This window comes from Azospirillum mesophilum, assembly GCF_053470405.2.
Genome location: NZ_JBPXMQ020000003.1, coordinates 326,427 through 340,880, shown reverse-complemented (window position 1 = coordinate 340,880; position 14,454 = coordinate 326,427). Strand labels below are relative to the sequence as shown.

General features: G+C 68.5%; 14 protein-coding genes and 1 tRNA gene. 7 read left to right on the top strand and 8 right to left on the bottom strand.

Annotated features, from left to right (window positions below):
* Positions 1–128: 128 nt before the first annotated feature.
* The 3 genes from ACSVC7_RS05855 to ACSVC7_RS05845 are packed head-to-tail and all read left to right on the top strand — an operon-like array spanning position 129 to position 2,752.
* A complete protein-coding gene (locus tag ACSVC7_RS05855) occupies positions 129–932 on the top strand; it encodes an enoyl-CoA hydratase (protein ID WP_448203486.1) in 804 nt (267 codons plus the stop codon).
* Entirely contained in the window at positions 929–1,447 is a 519-nt protein-coding gene (locus ACSVC7_RS05850) for a CoA-binding protein (RefSeq protein WP_448203485.1), read from the top strand. The genes ACSVC7_RS05855 and ACSVC7_RS05850 overlap by 4 nt, the downstream gene beginning before the upstream one ends.
* 15 nt (positions 1,448–1,462) lie before the next feature.
* Positions 1,463–2,752 (top strand): O-acetylhomoserine aminocarboxypropyltransferase, encoded by a 1,290-nt coding sequence (locus ACSVC7_RS05845; RefSeq protein WP_448203484.1) that lies wholly within the window; start codon positions 1,463–1,465, stop codon positions 2,750–2,752.
* Positions 2,753–3,083: 331 nt separating this feature from the next.
* Here ACSVC7_RS05845 and ACSVC7_RS05840 read toward each other — a convergent pair whose 3' ends face one another.
* Together ACSVC7_RS05840 and cutA are read right to left on the bottom strand one after the other, a co-directional pair.
* The gene (locus ACSVC7_RS05840) at positions 3,084–4,289 is read right to left on the bottom strand and encodes an MFS transporter (RefSeq protein WP_448203483.1); all 1,206 of its coding nucleotides are present in this window, start codon (positions 4,287–4,289) and stop codon (positions 3,084–3,086) included.
* A gap of 96 nt (positions 4,290–4,385) precedes the next feature.
* Positions 4,386–4,727, bottom strand: coding sequence for a divalent-cation tolerance protein CutA (gene cutA / locus ACSVC7_RS05835; RefSeq protein WP_448203482.1), 342 nt, complete (start codon positions 4,725–4,727; stop codon positions 4,386–4,388).
* A gap of 123 nt (positions 4,728–4,850) precedes the next feature.
* On the opposite strand from cutA, the gene ACSVC7_RS05830 reads away from it, so the two are divergent.
* Positions 4,851–5,150, top strand: coding sequence for a hypothetical protein (locus ACSVC7_RS05830; protein WP_448203481.1), 300 nt, complete (start codon positions 4,851–4,853; stop codon positions 5,148–5,150).
* A gap of 32 nt (positions 5,151–5,182) precedes the next feature.
* Here ACSVC7_RS05830 and ACSVC7_RS05825 read toward each other — a convergent pair whose 3' ends face one another.
* Together ACSVC7_RS05825 and ACSVC7_RS05820 are read right to left on the bottom strand one after the other, a co-directional pair.
* Entirely contained in the window at positions 5,183–8,512 is a 3,330-nt protein-coding gene (locus ACSVC7_RS05825; protein ID WP_448203480.1) for a PAS domain-containing protein, read from the bottom strand.
* Between the two features lie 63 nt (positions 8,513–8,575).
* Entirely contained in the window at positions 8,576–8,782 is a 207-nt protein-coding gene (locus ACSVC7_RS05820) for a hypothetical protein (protein WP_448203479.1), read from the bottom strand.
* A gap of 336 nt (positions 8,783–9,118) precedes the next feature.
* On the opposite strand from ACSVC7_RS05820, the gene ACSVC7_RS05815 reads away from it, so the two are divergent.
* The 3 genes from ACSVC7_RS05815 to ACSVC7_RS05805 all read left to right on the top strand — a co-directional run bounded on the left by ACSVC7_RS05815 (position 9,119) and on the right by ACSVC7_RS05805 (position 12,350).
* On the top strand, positions 9,119–10,132 hold the full coding sequence (locus tag ACSVC7_RS05815) for a sulfate ABC transporter substrate-binding protein (protein ID WP_448203478.1): 1,014 nt from the start codon (positions 9,119–9,121) through the stop codon (positions 10,130–10,132).
* 108 nt (positions 10,133–10,240) lie between these two features.
* A complete protein-coding gene (locus tag ACSVC7_RS05810; protein ID WP_448203477.1) occupies positions 10,241–11,698 on the top strand; it encodes an FAD/NAD(P)-binding protein in 1,458 nt (485 codons plus the stop codon).
* Positions 11,699–11,729: 31 nt separating this feature from the next.
* Entirely contained in the window at positions 11,730–12,350 is a 621-nt protein-coding gene (locus ACSVC7_RS05805) for a helix-turn-helix domain-containing protein (RefSeq protein ID WP_448203476.1), read from the top strand.
* 1 nt (position 12,351) lies between these two features.
* Here the strand turns inward: ACSVC7_RS05805 and modD are convergent, their stop codons facing one another.
* The 4 genes from modD to ACSVC7_RS05785 form a co-directional block, all read right to left on the bottom strand.
* Positions 12,352–13,215 (bottom strand): ModD protein, encoded by an 864-nt coding sequence (gene modD / locus ACSVC7_RS05800; RefSeq protein WP_448203475.1) that lies wholly within the window; start codon positions 13,213–13,215, stop codon positions 12,352–12,354.
* Positions 13,216–13,320: 105 nt separating this feature from the next.
* Positions 13,321–13,397 (bottom strand) — tRNA-Pro (locus ACSVC7_RS05795).
* A 93-nt stretch (positions 13,398–13,490) separates the two neighbouring features.
* Positions 13,491–14,009, bottom strand: a complete 519-nt coding sequence (locus tag ACSVC7_RS05790; protein ID WP_448203474.1) for a MerR family transcriptional regulator — start codon at positions 14,007–14,009, stop codon at positions 13,491–13,493.
* A gap of 32 nt (positions 14,010–14,041) precedes the next feature.
* The gene (locus ACSVC7_RS05785; RefSeq protein WP_448203473.1) at positions 14,042–14,383 is read right to left on the bottom strand and encodes an integration host factor subunit alpha; all 342 of its coding nucleotides are present in this window, start codon (positions 14,381–14,383) and stop codon (positions 14,042–14,044) included.
* Between the last annotated feature and the right edge of the window lie 71 nt (positions 14,384–14,454).

The following is a 14,454-nucleotide window of genomic DNA, read 5'->3' as shown; positions in this document are numbered from 1 at the left end:
AAACATGTTGAAATCGGCGCAGGCCTGTCGTCTCATGGCTGTGTTTCCAACGGCCCGGTTTCACGGGAGTGAGCGGCGGGGTAATCTCCCCGCCAACCATCACGAAAGACCGGGAGGATCACGAACCCATGAGCGCAGCCCTTCCCTCCACCGCCGACGACGCGCTGGTCCTGCGCGAGGACCGCGACGGCGTCGCCACGCTCACCCTGAACCGGCCGCAGGCGCGTAACGCGCTGTCCGTCGGGCTGATGGGTGCCTTGCAGGCGGAACTGGACGCCATCAACGAGGATTCGTCGGTTCGCGCCGTGGTGCTGACCGGCGCCGGCCCGGCCTTCTGCGCCGGCCACGACCTGAAGGAGATGCGCGCCACCCCCGCGCGGGAGGCGTACGAGGCGCTGTTCGTCCAGTGCTCCCGGCTGATGCTGACGGTCAGCCGCATCCGCCAGCCGGTGATCGCCAAGGTGCACGGCATCGCCACGGCGGCGGGCTGCCAGCTTGTTGCGACCTGCGACCTCGCCTACTGCGCCGACACGGCGCGCTTTGCGACGCCGGGCGTCAACATCGGCCTGTTCTGCTCCACCCCCATGGTGGCGCTGAGCCGAGCGGTCGGGCGCAAGGCGGCGATGGAGATGCTGCTGCTGGGCGACCTGATCGACGCGGCGGAGGCGGAGCGCATCGGCCTCGTCAACCGCGCGGTGCCCGCCGACCAACTCGACGCCACGGTGCAGGCGGCGGCGGCGAAGATCGCGTCCAAGTCGCCGCTGACGCTCGCCCTCGGCAAGGAGGCCTTCTACCACCAGATCGACCTGGACGTGGAGCAGGCTTACGCCTACGCCGCCAAGGTGATGACCGAGAACATGATGGCCCGCGACGCCGCGGAGGGCATCGACGCCTTCCTGGGAAAGCGCGCGCCGGTGTGGTGCGGCCAATGACGACCGTCCTGACGCATCACGACGATTACAGCGACGACTTCATCCGCAGCGTTCTGGACCGCGTGAAGTCCATCGCCATCGTCGGGGCCAGCAACGACCCGGTGAAGGCCAGCTTCTTCGTGCTGAAATACCTGCGCGATAAGGGCTACCGCGTCATCCCCGTCAACCCGAAGCTGGCCGGCCAGACCATCCTGGGCGAGCCCGTCTACGCCAGCCTGAAGGACCTGCCGGAGCCGCCGGACATGGTGGACGTCTTCCGCAATGCCACGGCCGCTGCCGGCGTGACGGAGGAGGCCATCGCGGCCGGCGCCAAGGTGGTGTGGATGCAGCTTGGCGTCCGCAACGACGAGGCGGCGGCCAAGGCCGAGGCGGCGGGCCTGACCGTCGTCATGAACCGCTGCCCGAAGATCGAAGTCCAACGCCTGTTCCACGAGATCGGGCGCATCGGCGTCAATTCCAACATCCTGACGTCCAAGAAGACCGCACCCGCCAAAAGCTTCAAAAAACTCATCTAATAAGAGGAACCAGCCATGAGCGAGCAGAAGTCCTTCGGTTTCGAGACCCGCGCCATCCACGCGGGCGCCGCCCCCGACCCGGCCACGGGCGCGCGGCAGACGCCGATCTACCAGACGACCAGCTTCGTCTTCGACGACGTGGACGACGCCGCGTCGCTGTTCAACCTGCAGAAGGTCGGCTTCATCTACTCCCGCCTGACCAACCCGACGGTCGCGGCGCTGGAGGAGCGGCTCGCCAACCTCGAAGGCGGTGCGGGCGCCACGGCGACCGCCTCCGGCCACGCCGCCCAGCTGCTCGCCCTGTTCCCGCTGCTGTCGCCGGGCGACGAGTTCATCTCCTCCCAGAAGCTCTACGGCGGCACGCTGAACCAGTTCGCCAACAGCTTCCCGCGCGCCTTCGGCTGGAAGGCCGTGTTCGTGGACACCGACAACCCGGAGAACGTCCGCGCTGCCATCACCCCGAAGACCAAGGCGATCTTCGTGGAAAGCCTCGCCAACCCCGGCGGCGTGGTGACCGACCTTGAGGCCATCGCCAAGATCGCGGACGAGGCCGGCATCCCGCTGATCGTCGACAACACGCTGGCGACGCCGTACCTGATCAACCCGATCCAGTGGGGCGCCACGCTGGTCGTGCACTCCACCACCAAGTTCCTGTCGGGCAACGGCACGTCGGTCGGCGGCGTGGTCATCGACAGCGGCAAGTTCGACTGGACCAAGTCCGGCAAGTTCCCGGCCCTGTCGGAGCCGGACACCGGCTACCACGGCCTGAAGTTCCACGAGACCTTCGGCCATCTGGCCTTCACCATCCACGGCCACGCCGTGGGCCTGCGCGACCTGGGTCCGAGCCAGGCGCCGCTGAACGCCTTCCTGACGCTGAACGGCATCGAGACGCTGCCGCTGCGCATGCAGCGCCACAGCGACAACGCCTTGAAGGTCGCACAATTCCTGGAAAGCCACCCGGCGGTCGGCTGGGTCAGCTACGCCGGGCTGGAGTCGTCCAAGTACAACGCGCTGGCCAAGAAGTACCTGCCGCGCGGCGCCGGCGCGGTGCTGACCTTCGGCGTGAAGGGCGGCTATGACGCGGGCGTGAAGGTGGTGGAGAACGTCCAGCTCTTCAGCCACCTCGCCAACATCGGCGACAGCCGCTCGCTGATCATCCACCCGTCCTCGACCACCCACCGCCAGCTCCCGCCGGAGGGTCAGGCCCTGGCTGGTGCCGGCCCGGACGTGGTGCGCCTGTCCATCGGCCTGGAGAGCGTCGAGGACATCACCGCCGACCTCGATCAGGCGCTGACGAAGGTCTGAGCGTAGCGGAGGGGGCAACCCCCTCCCTCCCACTTCGTGGTCTCCTCCCTCCCCTGCGAAGCGCTACGGCATTCACAGATTTCGCTCGTGCGATAGCCCTTCTCCCCTCCGGGGGAGAAGGGTTGGGATGAGGGGGAGCCCCGCCAGGGGCTATAAACGCGGGCATAGTGGCGATTTTTCCGGGCTGCCGCCCGTAACCACCCTCACCCCAACCCCTCTCCCCTCAAGGGAGAGGGGCTTTCCCAGGGTAAATCAACCACTTACCGCACACGCAGCATCCGTGCATCCCATAGCGCCTGCGCGGAGGAGGATTAGGGAGGGGGCAAGGCCGCTATTCCGCGGGTGCCGGCACGGGTTCGGCCGGTTCCTCGCGCCCGGAGGGCAGCAGGAGCGCCGCGAGGAAGGCGATCAGCGCCAGGAGCGACAGCGTGATGTAGAGCATCACGAACTCGCCCGTCCGCTCGTAGATGAAGGCGACGAGTTGCACGGCCAGCGGCCCGGCCCCGAAGGACAGGATGAACTTCGCGCCGTAGGCGAGACCCCGGTGCTTCTCCGGCGTGTAGCGGGCAAGCAGCAGGTTTTCCGCCGGGATCTGCACCTGGGACGCCACGACCACCAGCGCCGCCGCCCCGACCAGCGGCAGGCCGGCCAGCATCGCCACCGCCGCCATCATCGGGAACTGGACGAACAGGCACAGGGTGTAGATACGCTTCAGCGGGTACTTGTCCGCCAGATGCCCGCCGATCAGCTGCGGCAGGGCGGCGACGAGATAGACCGCCGTCACCACGCCGCCGACGCCCAGCGTGCCCTCGCCCAGCAGGTGGCTCAGCCGCGCCTCGAACAGCTTGGGCAGCACCACCTGCATGCCGTTGAACATCAGCCCGGCGCAGACCATCGTCACCGACAGCACGAAAAAGGCGCGGATCACGTCGCCGCGCGACGCCTTCCGTTCGGGCTTCACGTCGCCCTGCCGGTCCTCCACGACGCCGAAGGCGATCAGCAGGGCCAGCGCAACGCCCAGCGCCAGACAGAGCGCCCCCGGCACCAGGAAGGCCGCGCGCCAGCCGTACCACTGGGTCAGGCCGCCGGCCACCAGCGCCGCCGACGCGATGCCCACCGTGCCGAAAATCCCCTGATAGCCCAGCGCCTTGCCCCGGTTGACGGCGTTCTTGACCATCCAGGACATGCCCACGGGGTGATAGATGGAGGAGCCCAGCCCGAGGGCGGCCAGCGCCCACAGCATGCCGGTCGCCCCCTCGACCAGCCCGCACGCCACCGTGCCGGCGCCGGTGACCAGGAAAAAGACCGCCATCATGCGGCACTCGCTCCACCGGTCGCCCAGCCAGCCGGCGAGCGGCGCGCCCAGCCCGATCAGCAGCGAGCCCAGGGTCCACAGCCGGATCAGCTCGTCGTAGGGAAGGTGCCAGTCCCGCTCCAGCCCCAGCACGACCGTCAGGTACAGCGCCGTGACGATGTGCATCAGCGCATGGCCGACCCACGAGAATCCGATCGACAGACGCGCCGACATGTCGGTCATTGAACCACTCCGCACCCGGAAGAATTGCAGTTGAAACTGGCACGAGGCTCAGCGGCGGTCCAATGCGCGCCGGACATGCCCGTCATGCGGACGCTCTCATTCCGTCCCAGCCCTGAGCCAGTCCAGATAGGCCGGATTGCCCCGCCCGACCGGCAGCTCCACCACGCAGGGCACCTCGTAGCTGTGCAGCTCCCGCACGCGCGCGGCCAGACGGTCGAACAGCGCGGCGCGGGTCTTGGCGATCAGCACCGTCTCCGTGGCCTCCTCGATGGCGCCCTGCCAGCGGTAGATGGAGGCCATGCCGTCCAGGATGTTGGCGCAGGCGGCGAGCCGCTCCTCCACCAGCGCGCGGCCGATGCGCGCCGCCTCCTCGCGCGAGCCGGCGGTGATGTAGGCGAAGACGAATTCACCGGTCATTCCGGTGACGCTGTTCTCCATGTCGCACCTCGTTATGGCGTGCCGTGATGCGCGGCCGGCGATTCCGGCGTAGACTGTCCGAACTTTGCCACAGCCGCCCCATCCCGCACCATCGCCCCGCTTCACAACAGTGCAGAGACGACCATGGCCACGCCGCGCCGCTCCTCCTCCCGACGCTCGCCCACCGATCAGCAGGTCGCCTGGCTGCGCCGCGGGCTGGACCAGGCGGGCGGCAAGCTTCCCCTGTTCGACGAGCGCGGCCAGCGCGTGAAGAAGCAGACCATCGAAAGCTGCCTGAAGGCCGGCTGGGCGGAGCGCTGGTTCGACAACCCGCTGAAGCCCGACTGGCTGGTCTGCCGCCTGACCGATTCGGGCCGCGCAGCGGTCTTCGCCCGCTCCACGGTCATCCCGGTGAATTTCCAGGAGGGGGCGCGGGCGGAGTAGCGCCCCCCACTCCACGCCCCTACTCCACACCCCTACTCCACGCCGGCGCGCAGCTGCTGGTCCACCGCGGCGCCGAGTTCGCGCGGGGTCACCGGCTTGTGGATCACCGTCAGGCCGTGCGCGGCGGCGTCGTGCAGGCAGTCGGGGCCGGTCTCGCCGGTCAGGATCACGCCGGGTACCGCCGCGCCGTAGCGTTCGCGCACCCGTAGGATCACCTCCGTGCCGACACGCCCCTCGCGCAGGCGGTAGTCGGCGATGACGATGTCCGGGGATTCGTCCTGCGCCTCCAGCCGCTCCATGGCCTGATCGGCGCTGCCCGCCGACAGCACGGTGTAGCCCCACTCCGCCAGGATCATCTGCAAGCCCATCAGCACGATGGCGTCGTCGTCCACCAGCACGGCGAAGCGCCCGTGCCCCTTGCCCGGCGCGGTCTTCACGCCCTCGACCGCCTCCGACGGCTCCGCCTCGCCCAGCGGGACCAGCACGCGGAAGGCGGAGCCGCGCCCTTCGACCGAGCGCACCTCCACCGGATGCTCCAGAAGCCGCGACAGGCGACGCACGATGGCGAGGCCGAGGCCGAGGCCCTGGGTCCGGTCGCGCTCCGGATTGCCGACCTGGTGGAACTCCTCGAAGATCCGTTCCAAGTGCCCGGCCGGAATGCCGATGCCGGTGTCCTGCACGACGATGGAGACCGACCGCCCCTCCACCCGGCACTGCACCCGCACCAGCCCGCTTTCGGTGTAGCGGACGGCGTTCTCCACAAGGTTGCGGAGCATGCGCGGCAGCAGCGTGCGATCGCTGCGCACCTTCGCGGAGCAGCTTTCCACCGACCAGCCCAGCCCTTTTTCAGAGGCGACCGGCGCGTAGGCGGTGCGGATGGGGTCCAGCACCTCCGCCACGTCGAAATCCTCGATGACCGGCGTCACCACGCCGGCATCCAGGCGGGACACGTCCAACAGGCTGTCCAGCAGGCCCTTCAACGTGTCCAACCCCTGTTCCAGATGGCGCAGCACCTGGATGCCGGCGCCGTTCTCGATATGGCCGGCCAGCGCGGCGGCGAAGAAGAACAGCGACTGCAAGGGCTGGCGCAGGTCGTGGCTGGCGGCCGCCAGGAACTTCGACTTGGCGAGGTTGGCGCGCTCCGCCTCGTCCTTGGCGAATCGCAGCTCCTCCTCCATAGCCTTGCGCTCGGTGATGTCCTCGACGATGGAGATGCGGTAGGCCATCTCCGTCCCCGTGATGCGCGCCAGCGAGGAGGTCACGCGCACCCACACCGGCCGGCCGTCCTTGCGGCGGTAGCGCTTTTCGATGGCGTAGCTGGGGATATCGCCGCCCAGCAGGCGGTCGAGCAATGCCTCCTCGGCAGGCTGGTCGTCCGGGTCGGTGATATCGCGGTAGCCGCGCCCCAGCAGCTCCTCCCGCCGGTAGCCGAGGATGGAGCAGAGCTTGGCGTTGACGTCGAGAAAACGCCCGTCGAGCGCCAGCCGCTCGATCCCCACGGCAGCCATTTCGAACACGGACCGGAAGCGCTCCTCGCTCTGGGTGCGGGCCGCCTCGGCGCGGCGCAGGTCGGTGACTTCCATGACGACAGCGCCGACCGCGACCACATCCGGCCCGTCGTGGACCGGGAAGAAGGCGGTCAGCCAGTGGCGGCGCACGCCAAGCTGGCTGGGGGTCTCGCCGACGATCTCCTGATAGGAGAGCGACCGCCCGGACTGGAACACGCTGTCGATCATCGGATCGACGCTGACGGCGTTGACCGGCAGCAGTTCCTCGATGGTGCGTCCGATGTGCGCTTCGGGCGGGATGCCGTTGATGTCCGCCAGCTTCTCGTTGATCCGGATGTAGCGGTGCGCGCGGTCGAAGAAGGCGAGGCCGACCGGGGCGTTCTCCAGCAGGCCGTTGAGCTGGGCGAGCAGCGCGTCCTTCTCGCGGTTGGCGAAGACCAGCGCCTCCTCGCCGCGCTTGCGGGCGGTGATGTCCTGGAAGAAGATCGCCAGCCCGTCGCGCGAGGGAAAGGCGCGGACGGCGTACCAGGCGTCCAGCGGCGGGTAAAGCCCCTCGAACTCGACCGGCTCCTGCTCGTCCATGGCGTGCCGGTAGCGGTCGCTGAAGATCGTGCCGACGGCCTGTGGAAAGGCGTCCCACAGGCACTGCCCCATCAGGTCGCGGCCGTTGGCGATCAGCATCCGCGCGCGGTCGTTCATGAAGGTGATGCGCCAGTCGCGATCCACCTCGAACACGCCGTCGGTCGTGCTGGCCAGAACGGCGGCCATCTTGTGGGCCAGCGCGTTGGCCTCCTCGGCGGCGCGGTGGCGGCGTTCCAGCTCCTCCGCCATGCTGTCGAAGGCGCGGGCGAGCGTGCCGATCTCGGAACGCTCACCGGCGACTCCGCTGCGGACCGCCAGGGTGCCCTCGCTCCAGCGCTGCGCCGCGTGGACCAGAGCCGCCGTCGGCCGGCGCAGCAGCCGGTGGCCGCCCCACCAGGCGGCGGCCAGCGTCGCCACCAGGATCGCCGCGATGCCCGTCAGCGCGCGGACCATGGCGTCGTGGATCGGCCCAAGCGCCTCCTGCATGTCCAGCGACACCATCACGCCGACCCCGTCCAGCCCAACCTTGGTGGGGCGGTAGGCGATGATGCGGGGCTGCCCCTCGAAGGCGGCGGCTTCGATCACCCCCGGATCATCCCGCTCCATCAGCTTGCCAAGGTCGGGCGGCAGCGGAGTACCGGCCATGCCGGGGATGGGCGGCACCTGCGCGATGACGACGTTCCGGCGATCGACCACGGTGACCCGCGCGCTTGGCGGCAACGGCTTGTCCGCCAGGAACCTGTCGATCCAGGCGATGTCGGTCAACGCCGTCACGACGCCGGCGATGCGGCCGGCCGGGTCGCGGTAGGATAAGGCGACCGGCAGGGCCTCCCGGCCGTTGGAGCGCTGCCGGATATGCTCGCCGACGACGAACCGCCCGCTCGCCAGCGCTTCCCGCACATGTGGGCGGTCGGCGATGGAGCGCCCGATGGCCGCGCGGTCGGTGGAGCAGCGAACGCCTCCCGCCGGGTCCACCACGTTGACGCGCAGGTAGTCGGGGTAGGAGGCGTGCAGTTCATCCATCATCGTCTGGCAGGCCGCCGGGTCCGGCCCCCGGATGGCGTCGGTCACAGCGAGCGTGTTCAGAAGCTGATGCAGCCCGTCGACCATCCGGTCCTGCTGCGCCTCGACCAGGGCGGCAAGGCGCAAGGCGCTCTGGCGCACTTCGTCCTCGCGGGTCTGCCGCAGGGCGAGTTCGTTCTTCACCTCGATGACCGCCGCCGGAACCAGCGACAGGAAGACCAGCAGCAACAGTCGGTGAAGGAGGCTCATGCGAGACCGCTTTCGGGAGAAATGGCGAAGCTGGAAACGGAAAGGAACTGTTGGGAGAGCCCCTTAACGCGCCCGCGTTGCCCGCCACAGCCCGGAACGTTCGGCCCCGGCGGCGATGCGGCGATCCGCAATTTCAGCTTCGTCGACTTCCGCGATCCCGGCAAGCTTCAAGGCGCGCAGCAGGACGCTGCGCACGGTGGTGCCCTCTTCCTCGGCGCGGCGCCGCACCGCGCGCTTCACGCTTTGCGGCACCATGGCGGCAAGCTGCACATCGGGCTCCCGCCGGTCCAAGGAGCCCCTGGATTGCGGTTCGGCGCTCAGCGGGAGGGCGTTGGCGGGGTGGAATCGATCGTCTCGCATGTGTCTTGCCGTTCATGGTTCGAACATGCGAGTCCTCGCACGTTATGGTTAATTACCGATTAACCATAACTCGCTTTCGCGCGACGGCCAGGAGCGTTCAGGAATTGGATATTTTACATTTTGTTATTGGTGTCTGCCCTCCGCTCCTTACAAATTCACACAAAAATTTTCCATTTATCGACTTGCTCTATAGACTATTTACGTGTTCAATCACACCCGAGATAAGCAATTCGGGGGAAATCACACATGGCGTCGCGCTTCAGCCTGAGCGTCCTGGTCGGGGGCTTCATCCTCGCCGCACTCGCCACCGCCAACGCGGCCGGCGAGGACACGATCCTGAACGTGTCCTACGATCCAACCCGCGAGTTGTATGTGGAATTCAACCAAGCCTTCGCCAAAGCCTGGTCCGCCGAGACCGGGCGTTCCGTTTCGATCAAGCAGTCGCACGGCGGGTCGGGCAAGCAGGCGCGCTCGGTGATCGACGGGCTGGATGCCGACGTGGTGACGCTGGCGCTGGCCTACGACGTCGACGCCATCGCCGACGCCGGGGTGCTCGCCAAGAACTGGCAGTCGCGGCTGCCCAACAACAGTTCGCCCTACACCTCGACCATCGTGTTCCTGGTGCGCAAGGACAACCCCAAGAAGATCAAGGACTGGGACGATCTGGCGAAGCCGGGCGTGCAGGTGATCACGCCGAACCCGAAGACCTCGGGCGGGGCGCGCTGGAACTACTTGGCGGCTTGGGCCTATGCGCTCGACAAGAACGGCAACGACGACGCCAAGGCCAAGCAGTTCGTCGGCGATCTGTTCAAGAACGTGCCGGTTCTCGACAGCGGCGCCCGGGGCGCAACCGTCACCTTCACCCAGCGCGGCATCGGCGACGTGCTGCTCGCTTGGGAGAACGAGGCCTTCCTGTCACTCCAGGAGTTCGGCGCCGACAAGTTCGAGATCGTCGTCCCCTCCCTGTCCATTCTGGCCGAGCCGCCGGTCGCCGTGGTGGACAGCGTCGTCGACCGCAAGGGCACCCGCAAGGCGGCCGAAGCCTATCTCCAGTTCCTCTACACCCGCGAGGGGCAGGAAATCGCGGCCAAGAACTATTACCGGCCGCGCCAGCCCGAATTGGCCTCGCAATACGCCAACCGTTTCCCGAACATCCGCCTCGTGACCATCGACCAGCCCTTCGGCGGCTGGCGCGCGGCGCAGGAAAAGCATTTCTCCGACGGCGGCGTCTTCGACCAGATCTACCAGAAGAGCCGTTGACCCACCCTGCCCTGTTGATTTGCACTGACGGGCTTCGAGTTGCCCGGCCCGCCGGACCTGCCCACCGAGGAGGGCCGGCGGGCGGAGGCATCACCAGAGGAAGGACCGATGAACGTGGCATCCCCTCCCCTCACGCGGCGCATCGCCATCATCGGCGCGGGCTTTACGGGCAGCGTGCTCGCCGCCCACCTCCTGCGCAACGCGGAGGAGCCGACCAGCGTCCACCTGATCGAACGGGCGCGGACCATCGGCACCGGCGTCGCCTTCTCCACGCCGTGCAACGCGCATCTGCTGAACGTGCGCGCCTACAACATGAGCGCCTTCCCCGACGACCCGCGCCATTTCCTGCGCTGGCTTTGGGCGCGTGACGACGGCGGAGCCCCGGTGCCGCCCAGCGGCCATGCCTTCGTCTCGCGGACGACCTACGGCGCCTACGTCCAGGACGTCCTGCGCGAGGCGCAGGCCGCCGCCCCGCCGCACGCCACGCTGAACACCGTCCAGGCCGAGGTGGTGGACCTGTCCGTGACGGCCGGCGGCGTCCGGCTGAAGCTCGCCAGCGGGCCGAGCCTCGCGGTGGACAGGGCGGTGCTGTGCGTCGGCAACTTTCCGCCCTCGCCCCCCGCCTGCGCCACGGCGGAGGTGCTCGCCTCGGACCGCTTCATCGGCGACCCGTGGAACCAGTCGGCCGTCGCCGCCATCGACCCGGACGCGCCGGTGCTCGTGCTGGGGACCGGCCTGACCATGGTGGACGCCGTGCTCTCCCTGGAGGACCAGGGGCATCGCGGCCCCATCGTCGCCCTGTCCAGGCGCGGGCTGCTGCCGCTGGTCCACGAGGAGACGCGGCCCTTCAAGTCCTTCGTGCACCCGCAGGTGATGCCGCGCACGGTTCTGGACGTTCTGATCGCGCTGAAGGCCGACGTGGAACGCGCTCGCGCGGCGGGGCTCGACTGGCGCTCCGCCTTCGATGCGCTCCGGCCCTACCATCACCTGATCTGGAAGCATCTGCCGATGGATGAGCGCCGGCGCTTCCTGCGCCACGCCCGCCCCTATTGGGAGGTGCACCGGCACCGCATCGCGCCGGAGGTCGCCGCGCGCCTTGCCGCGCTGCGGGAGAGCGGCCGTCTGACCATCCGCGCGGGCCGCCTGCGCGCGCTGGAGTTGACGACGCAGGGGATCGCCGCGACGGTCCAGGCGCGCGGCGCCGACGGAGCGGCCTGGACGCGGACGATGGGCAGCGTCATCAACGCCACCGGCACCGAATGCGACTTCGGCCGCATCCGCCACCCGCTGGTGCGGTCCCTGCTCCAGCGCGGGCTGGCGCGGCCGGACCCGCTGCGGCTCGGCCTCGACGTCACCGAGGACGGCGCTCTGGTCGGGGAGGACGGCGCGGTGTCCGACCGCCTTTTCGCCCTCGGCCCGGTCAGCCGCGCGCCCTTCTGGGAGATGACTGCCGTGCCGGAGCTGCGCACCCAGTGTGCCAACGCCGCGCGCCGGATCGCGCAGAACGATCCCGCCCCATCCCCCGTCCCGCCAACCACCACGCCCCGGTCGCGGATCGGCCGCTGACGTTTCAAAGACCATCGACAGGACGACCAGGATGACCCTTGCGACCACCCCTTCACAGCATCGCGCCACCGGGGCTCCCGCCAACGAGGACACGCCGGATTATCTGACAGACGTGATCGCCGAGAACGTGCGCAGCCTGCGACTCCGCCAAGGGCTGTCGCTGGAGGCGCTGGCCAAGCTGTCCGGTGCCGACCACGCGACGCTGAAGGCCATCGAGTCCGGCAAGGGCCAGCCCAGCATCGCCACGCTGTGGACCGTCGCCAAGACGCTGGACGTGCCTTTCTCCAGCCTGCTCAGCAACGGCGGCAGCGCCGGCACCACGGTGCTCCGGCGCGCCGACTCCACGCCACTCGCCTCGCCCGACGGCCGCTTCACCTCGCGCGCCCTGTTCCCCTTCAAGGGGGAGCGGCAGGTGGAGTTCTACGAACTCCGCCTCGCCCCCGGCACGGACGAGTCGTCCGACGCCCACGCCATCGGCACGACGGAGAACATCCTGGTCGCCCGCGGCACGGTGGAGATCGTCACCGGCGACGGCCCGCACCGGCTGGCGGACGGCGATGCCATCGTTTTCGAGGCCGACGTTCCACACAGCTACCGCAACGTCGGCCAGGACGAGGCCGTGCTGTATCTGGTGATGACCTACATCGTGTGACTCACACCGGGGCCGGGGCCGGGGCCAGCGTCACCTTCACATCACGGTTGGGCGCGAAGTAGGGGGCGGAGGTGACGAGCACGGCGCAGCCGGTCGCGGCGTAGGCGGCAGCGTTGCGTTCGTCGATGCCGCCGGCCGCGGCGATGACCGGGGCTGGTTGCAGGCTGCGGGTGACGGCGACCACCTCGGCGACAGAATCGGGCGGCAGCTTTTCCAGCTGGATCACGTCGGCCCCGGCGCGGGCCACCGCCACGGCATCCTCGACGCTGTCCACCTCGACGACCAGCTTGCGTTCCGGCTCCGACCGCCGAACGCGGTCGATCCAGCCCCCTTCGGCCTTTTTGTCCGCCGGGTCGAGGAAGGCGCGGTGTTCCGGGAAGACCAGCAGCGTCTCGGACAGGCCCAGCCGGTGCATGCGCGCCCCGCCAGCCAGAACGGCGCGGACGCTGACGTCCTTGGCGCCGGGGAAGTTCTTGCGCGTGCAGGCGACGGCAATGTCCGGCGCCACCGCCCGCGCTGCCTCCACGATGGCCCGCGCCCGCGTTGCGATGCCCGAGGCATACTCGACCAGGGTCTGCGCCACTTTCCAGGCGCGGTGCAGCGACGCGGCCGGCCCCTCGGCCGTCAGGAAGACCTGACCGGCCTCGACCGCCGTCCCGCTCGGCAGCGGTTCGCCCGGCAGCGCCCCGGCCCGGGCCAGCAGGCGCGCCGCCTCCTCGGTGCAGGCCAGGACCATGGCGCCCCGCGCGGCGAAGCTGATGCGTCCACGCTGGTGGCCGATGCCCAAGACCTTGGTCGTCAGGTCGCCGTAGGGCGCGTCCTGCGCCAGCAACTCGTCAAGGCGCGCGTCGGACAGCATTGGCATCGGGGCAGCCTCCTGGATCGTTCCAGGTTGGGTATAGCGGCGCAACGAGCAAAGAAAAAGCCCCGGAGCCGTTGGGCTCCGAGGCTTTTCCCCCTCTCGGAACGATGGTCGGAGCGACAGGATTTGAACCTGCGACCCCCAGACCCCCAGTCTGATGCGCTACCAGGCTGCGCTACGCTCCGTCAAGCGGACCGCCCTTTGTTCCGGAAGGGAGCGGGACTATAGCCGCGCCCCGTGGCCAACGCAACCGTTACTGTACGCTTTTTTTCGAAAAATCATGGGATCGTTTTCCTGAGATCCTGAAGCAGCGCCCGCATCTCCTTCAACTCGTCCAAAGCCAGGCCGATCTCGCGCCGTGCTGGCTCTGAAAGAGCTGCCGGATTGGCGGACATGGCGTCTGGAGACGAATCCGGGGCCGGTTCGTCCGGGCTGTTCGGCAGATCGGCCTCATGACCCGGGGCCTCGTCCCGCTGCGGTTCAACCATTCCGGGCTCATCGAGTCCGTCGGCATCTTCCGGCAGCACCGCTCCGTCGTCCCGCCCTTCCTTCAGGAGGCGCTGGACCCCTTTGATCGTGTAACCCTCGCTGTACAGCAGCCTCTGAATTCGCCGCAGCAGTTCCACGTCTTCCGGACGGTAATAGCGCCGCCCTCCGCCGCGCTTCAGCGGGCGGATTTGCGGAAATTTGCTTTCCCAAAAGCGCAGCACATGCTGCGGCACGTCCAGCTCGGTTGAGACCTCGCTGATCGTGCGGAAGGCCGTCGCCGATTTTGCGGCGCCGCCGTGCGTCTTCATTTCGGGAATGCCCTACACGCCGCGGCGACGGATCACGACGCCGCCTTCACGCGCTGGGCCTCGGCCGCGGCGGTGGCCACGTCGTTGATCCGGTTCTTCAGCACGTGGCTGGCGCGGAACACCAGCACCCGCCGCGGCAGAATCGGCACTTCCTCACCGGTCTTCGGGTTGCGGCCGACGCGCTGCCCCTTCTGCCGGATTTGGAAACTCCCGAACGACGAAATCTTGACCATCTCGCCACGGGCCAACGCGTCGGAGATCTCCTCCAGCACGCTTTCGACCAGATCGGCGGATTCATTGCGCGACAGGCCGACTTCTTGATAGACGGCTTCGCTGAGCTGTGCGCGCGTAACGGTGTTCTGGTTCTGAGTCATGGTTCGCTTCCCCCCGCAACCATAGGGGAAAAACCGTAATCCGGCGAAAGAACACCGTCAATTCAAAAGCT

Bases quoted from the DNA above. Each gene is read 5' to 3' on its own strand.
- ACSVC7_RS05855 (WP_448203486.1), top strand. From the start codon at position 129: ATGAGCGCAGCCCTTCCCTCCACCGCCGACGACGCGCTGGTCCTGCGC.
- ACSVC7_RS05805 (WP_448203476.1), top strand. From the start codon at position 11,730: ATGACCCTTGCGACCACCCCTTCACAGCATCGCGCCACCGGGGCTCCC.
- ACSVC7_RS05830 (WP_448203481.1), top strand. From the start codon at position 4,851: ATGGCCACGCCGCGCCGCTCCTCCTCCCGACGCTCGCCCACCGATCAG.
- ACSVC7_RS05815 (WP_448203478.1), top strand. From the start codon at position 9,119: ATGGCGTCGCGCTTCAGCCTGAGCGTCCTGGTCGGGGGCTTCATCCTC.
- ACSVC7_RS05810 (WP_448203477.1), top strand. From the start codon at position 10,241: ATGAACGTGGCATCCCCTCCCCTCACGCGGCGCATCGCCATCATCGGC.
- ACSVC7_RS05790 (WP_448203474.1), bottom strand. From the start codon at position 14,009: ATGAAGACGCACGGCGGCGCCGCAAAATCGGCGACGGCCTTCCGCACG.
- cutA (WP_448203482.1), bottom strand. From the start codon at position 4,727: ATGGAGAACAGCGTCACCGGAATGACCGGTGAATTCGTCTTCGCCTAC.
- ACSVC7_RS05785 (WP_448203473.1), bottom strand. From the start codon at position 14,383: ATGACTCAGAACCAGAACACCGTTACGCGCGCACAGCTCAGCGAAGCC.
- ACSVC7_RS05850 (WP_448203485.1), top strand. From the start codon at position 929: ATGACGACCGTCCTGACGCATCACGACGATTACAGCGACGACTTCATC.
- ACSVC7_RS05825 (WP_448203480.1), bottom strand. From the start codon at position 8,512: ATGAGCCTCCTTCACCGACTGTTGCTGCTGGTCTTCCTGTCGCTGGTT.
- modD (WP_448203475.1), bottom strand. From the start codon at position 13,215: ATGCCAATGCTGTCCGACGCGCGCCTTGACGAGTTGCTGGCGCAGGAC.
- ACSVC7_RS05845 (WP_448203484.1), top strand. From the start codon at position 1,463: ATGAGCGAGCAGAAGTCCTTCGGTTTCGAGACCCGCGCCATCCACGCG.
- ACSVC7_RS05840 (WP_448203483.1), bottom strand. From the start codon at position 4,289: ATGACCGACATGTCGGCGCGTCTGTCGATCGGATTCTCGTGGGTCGGC.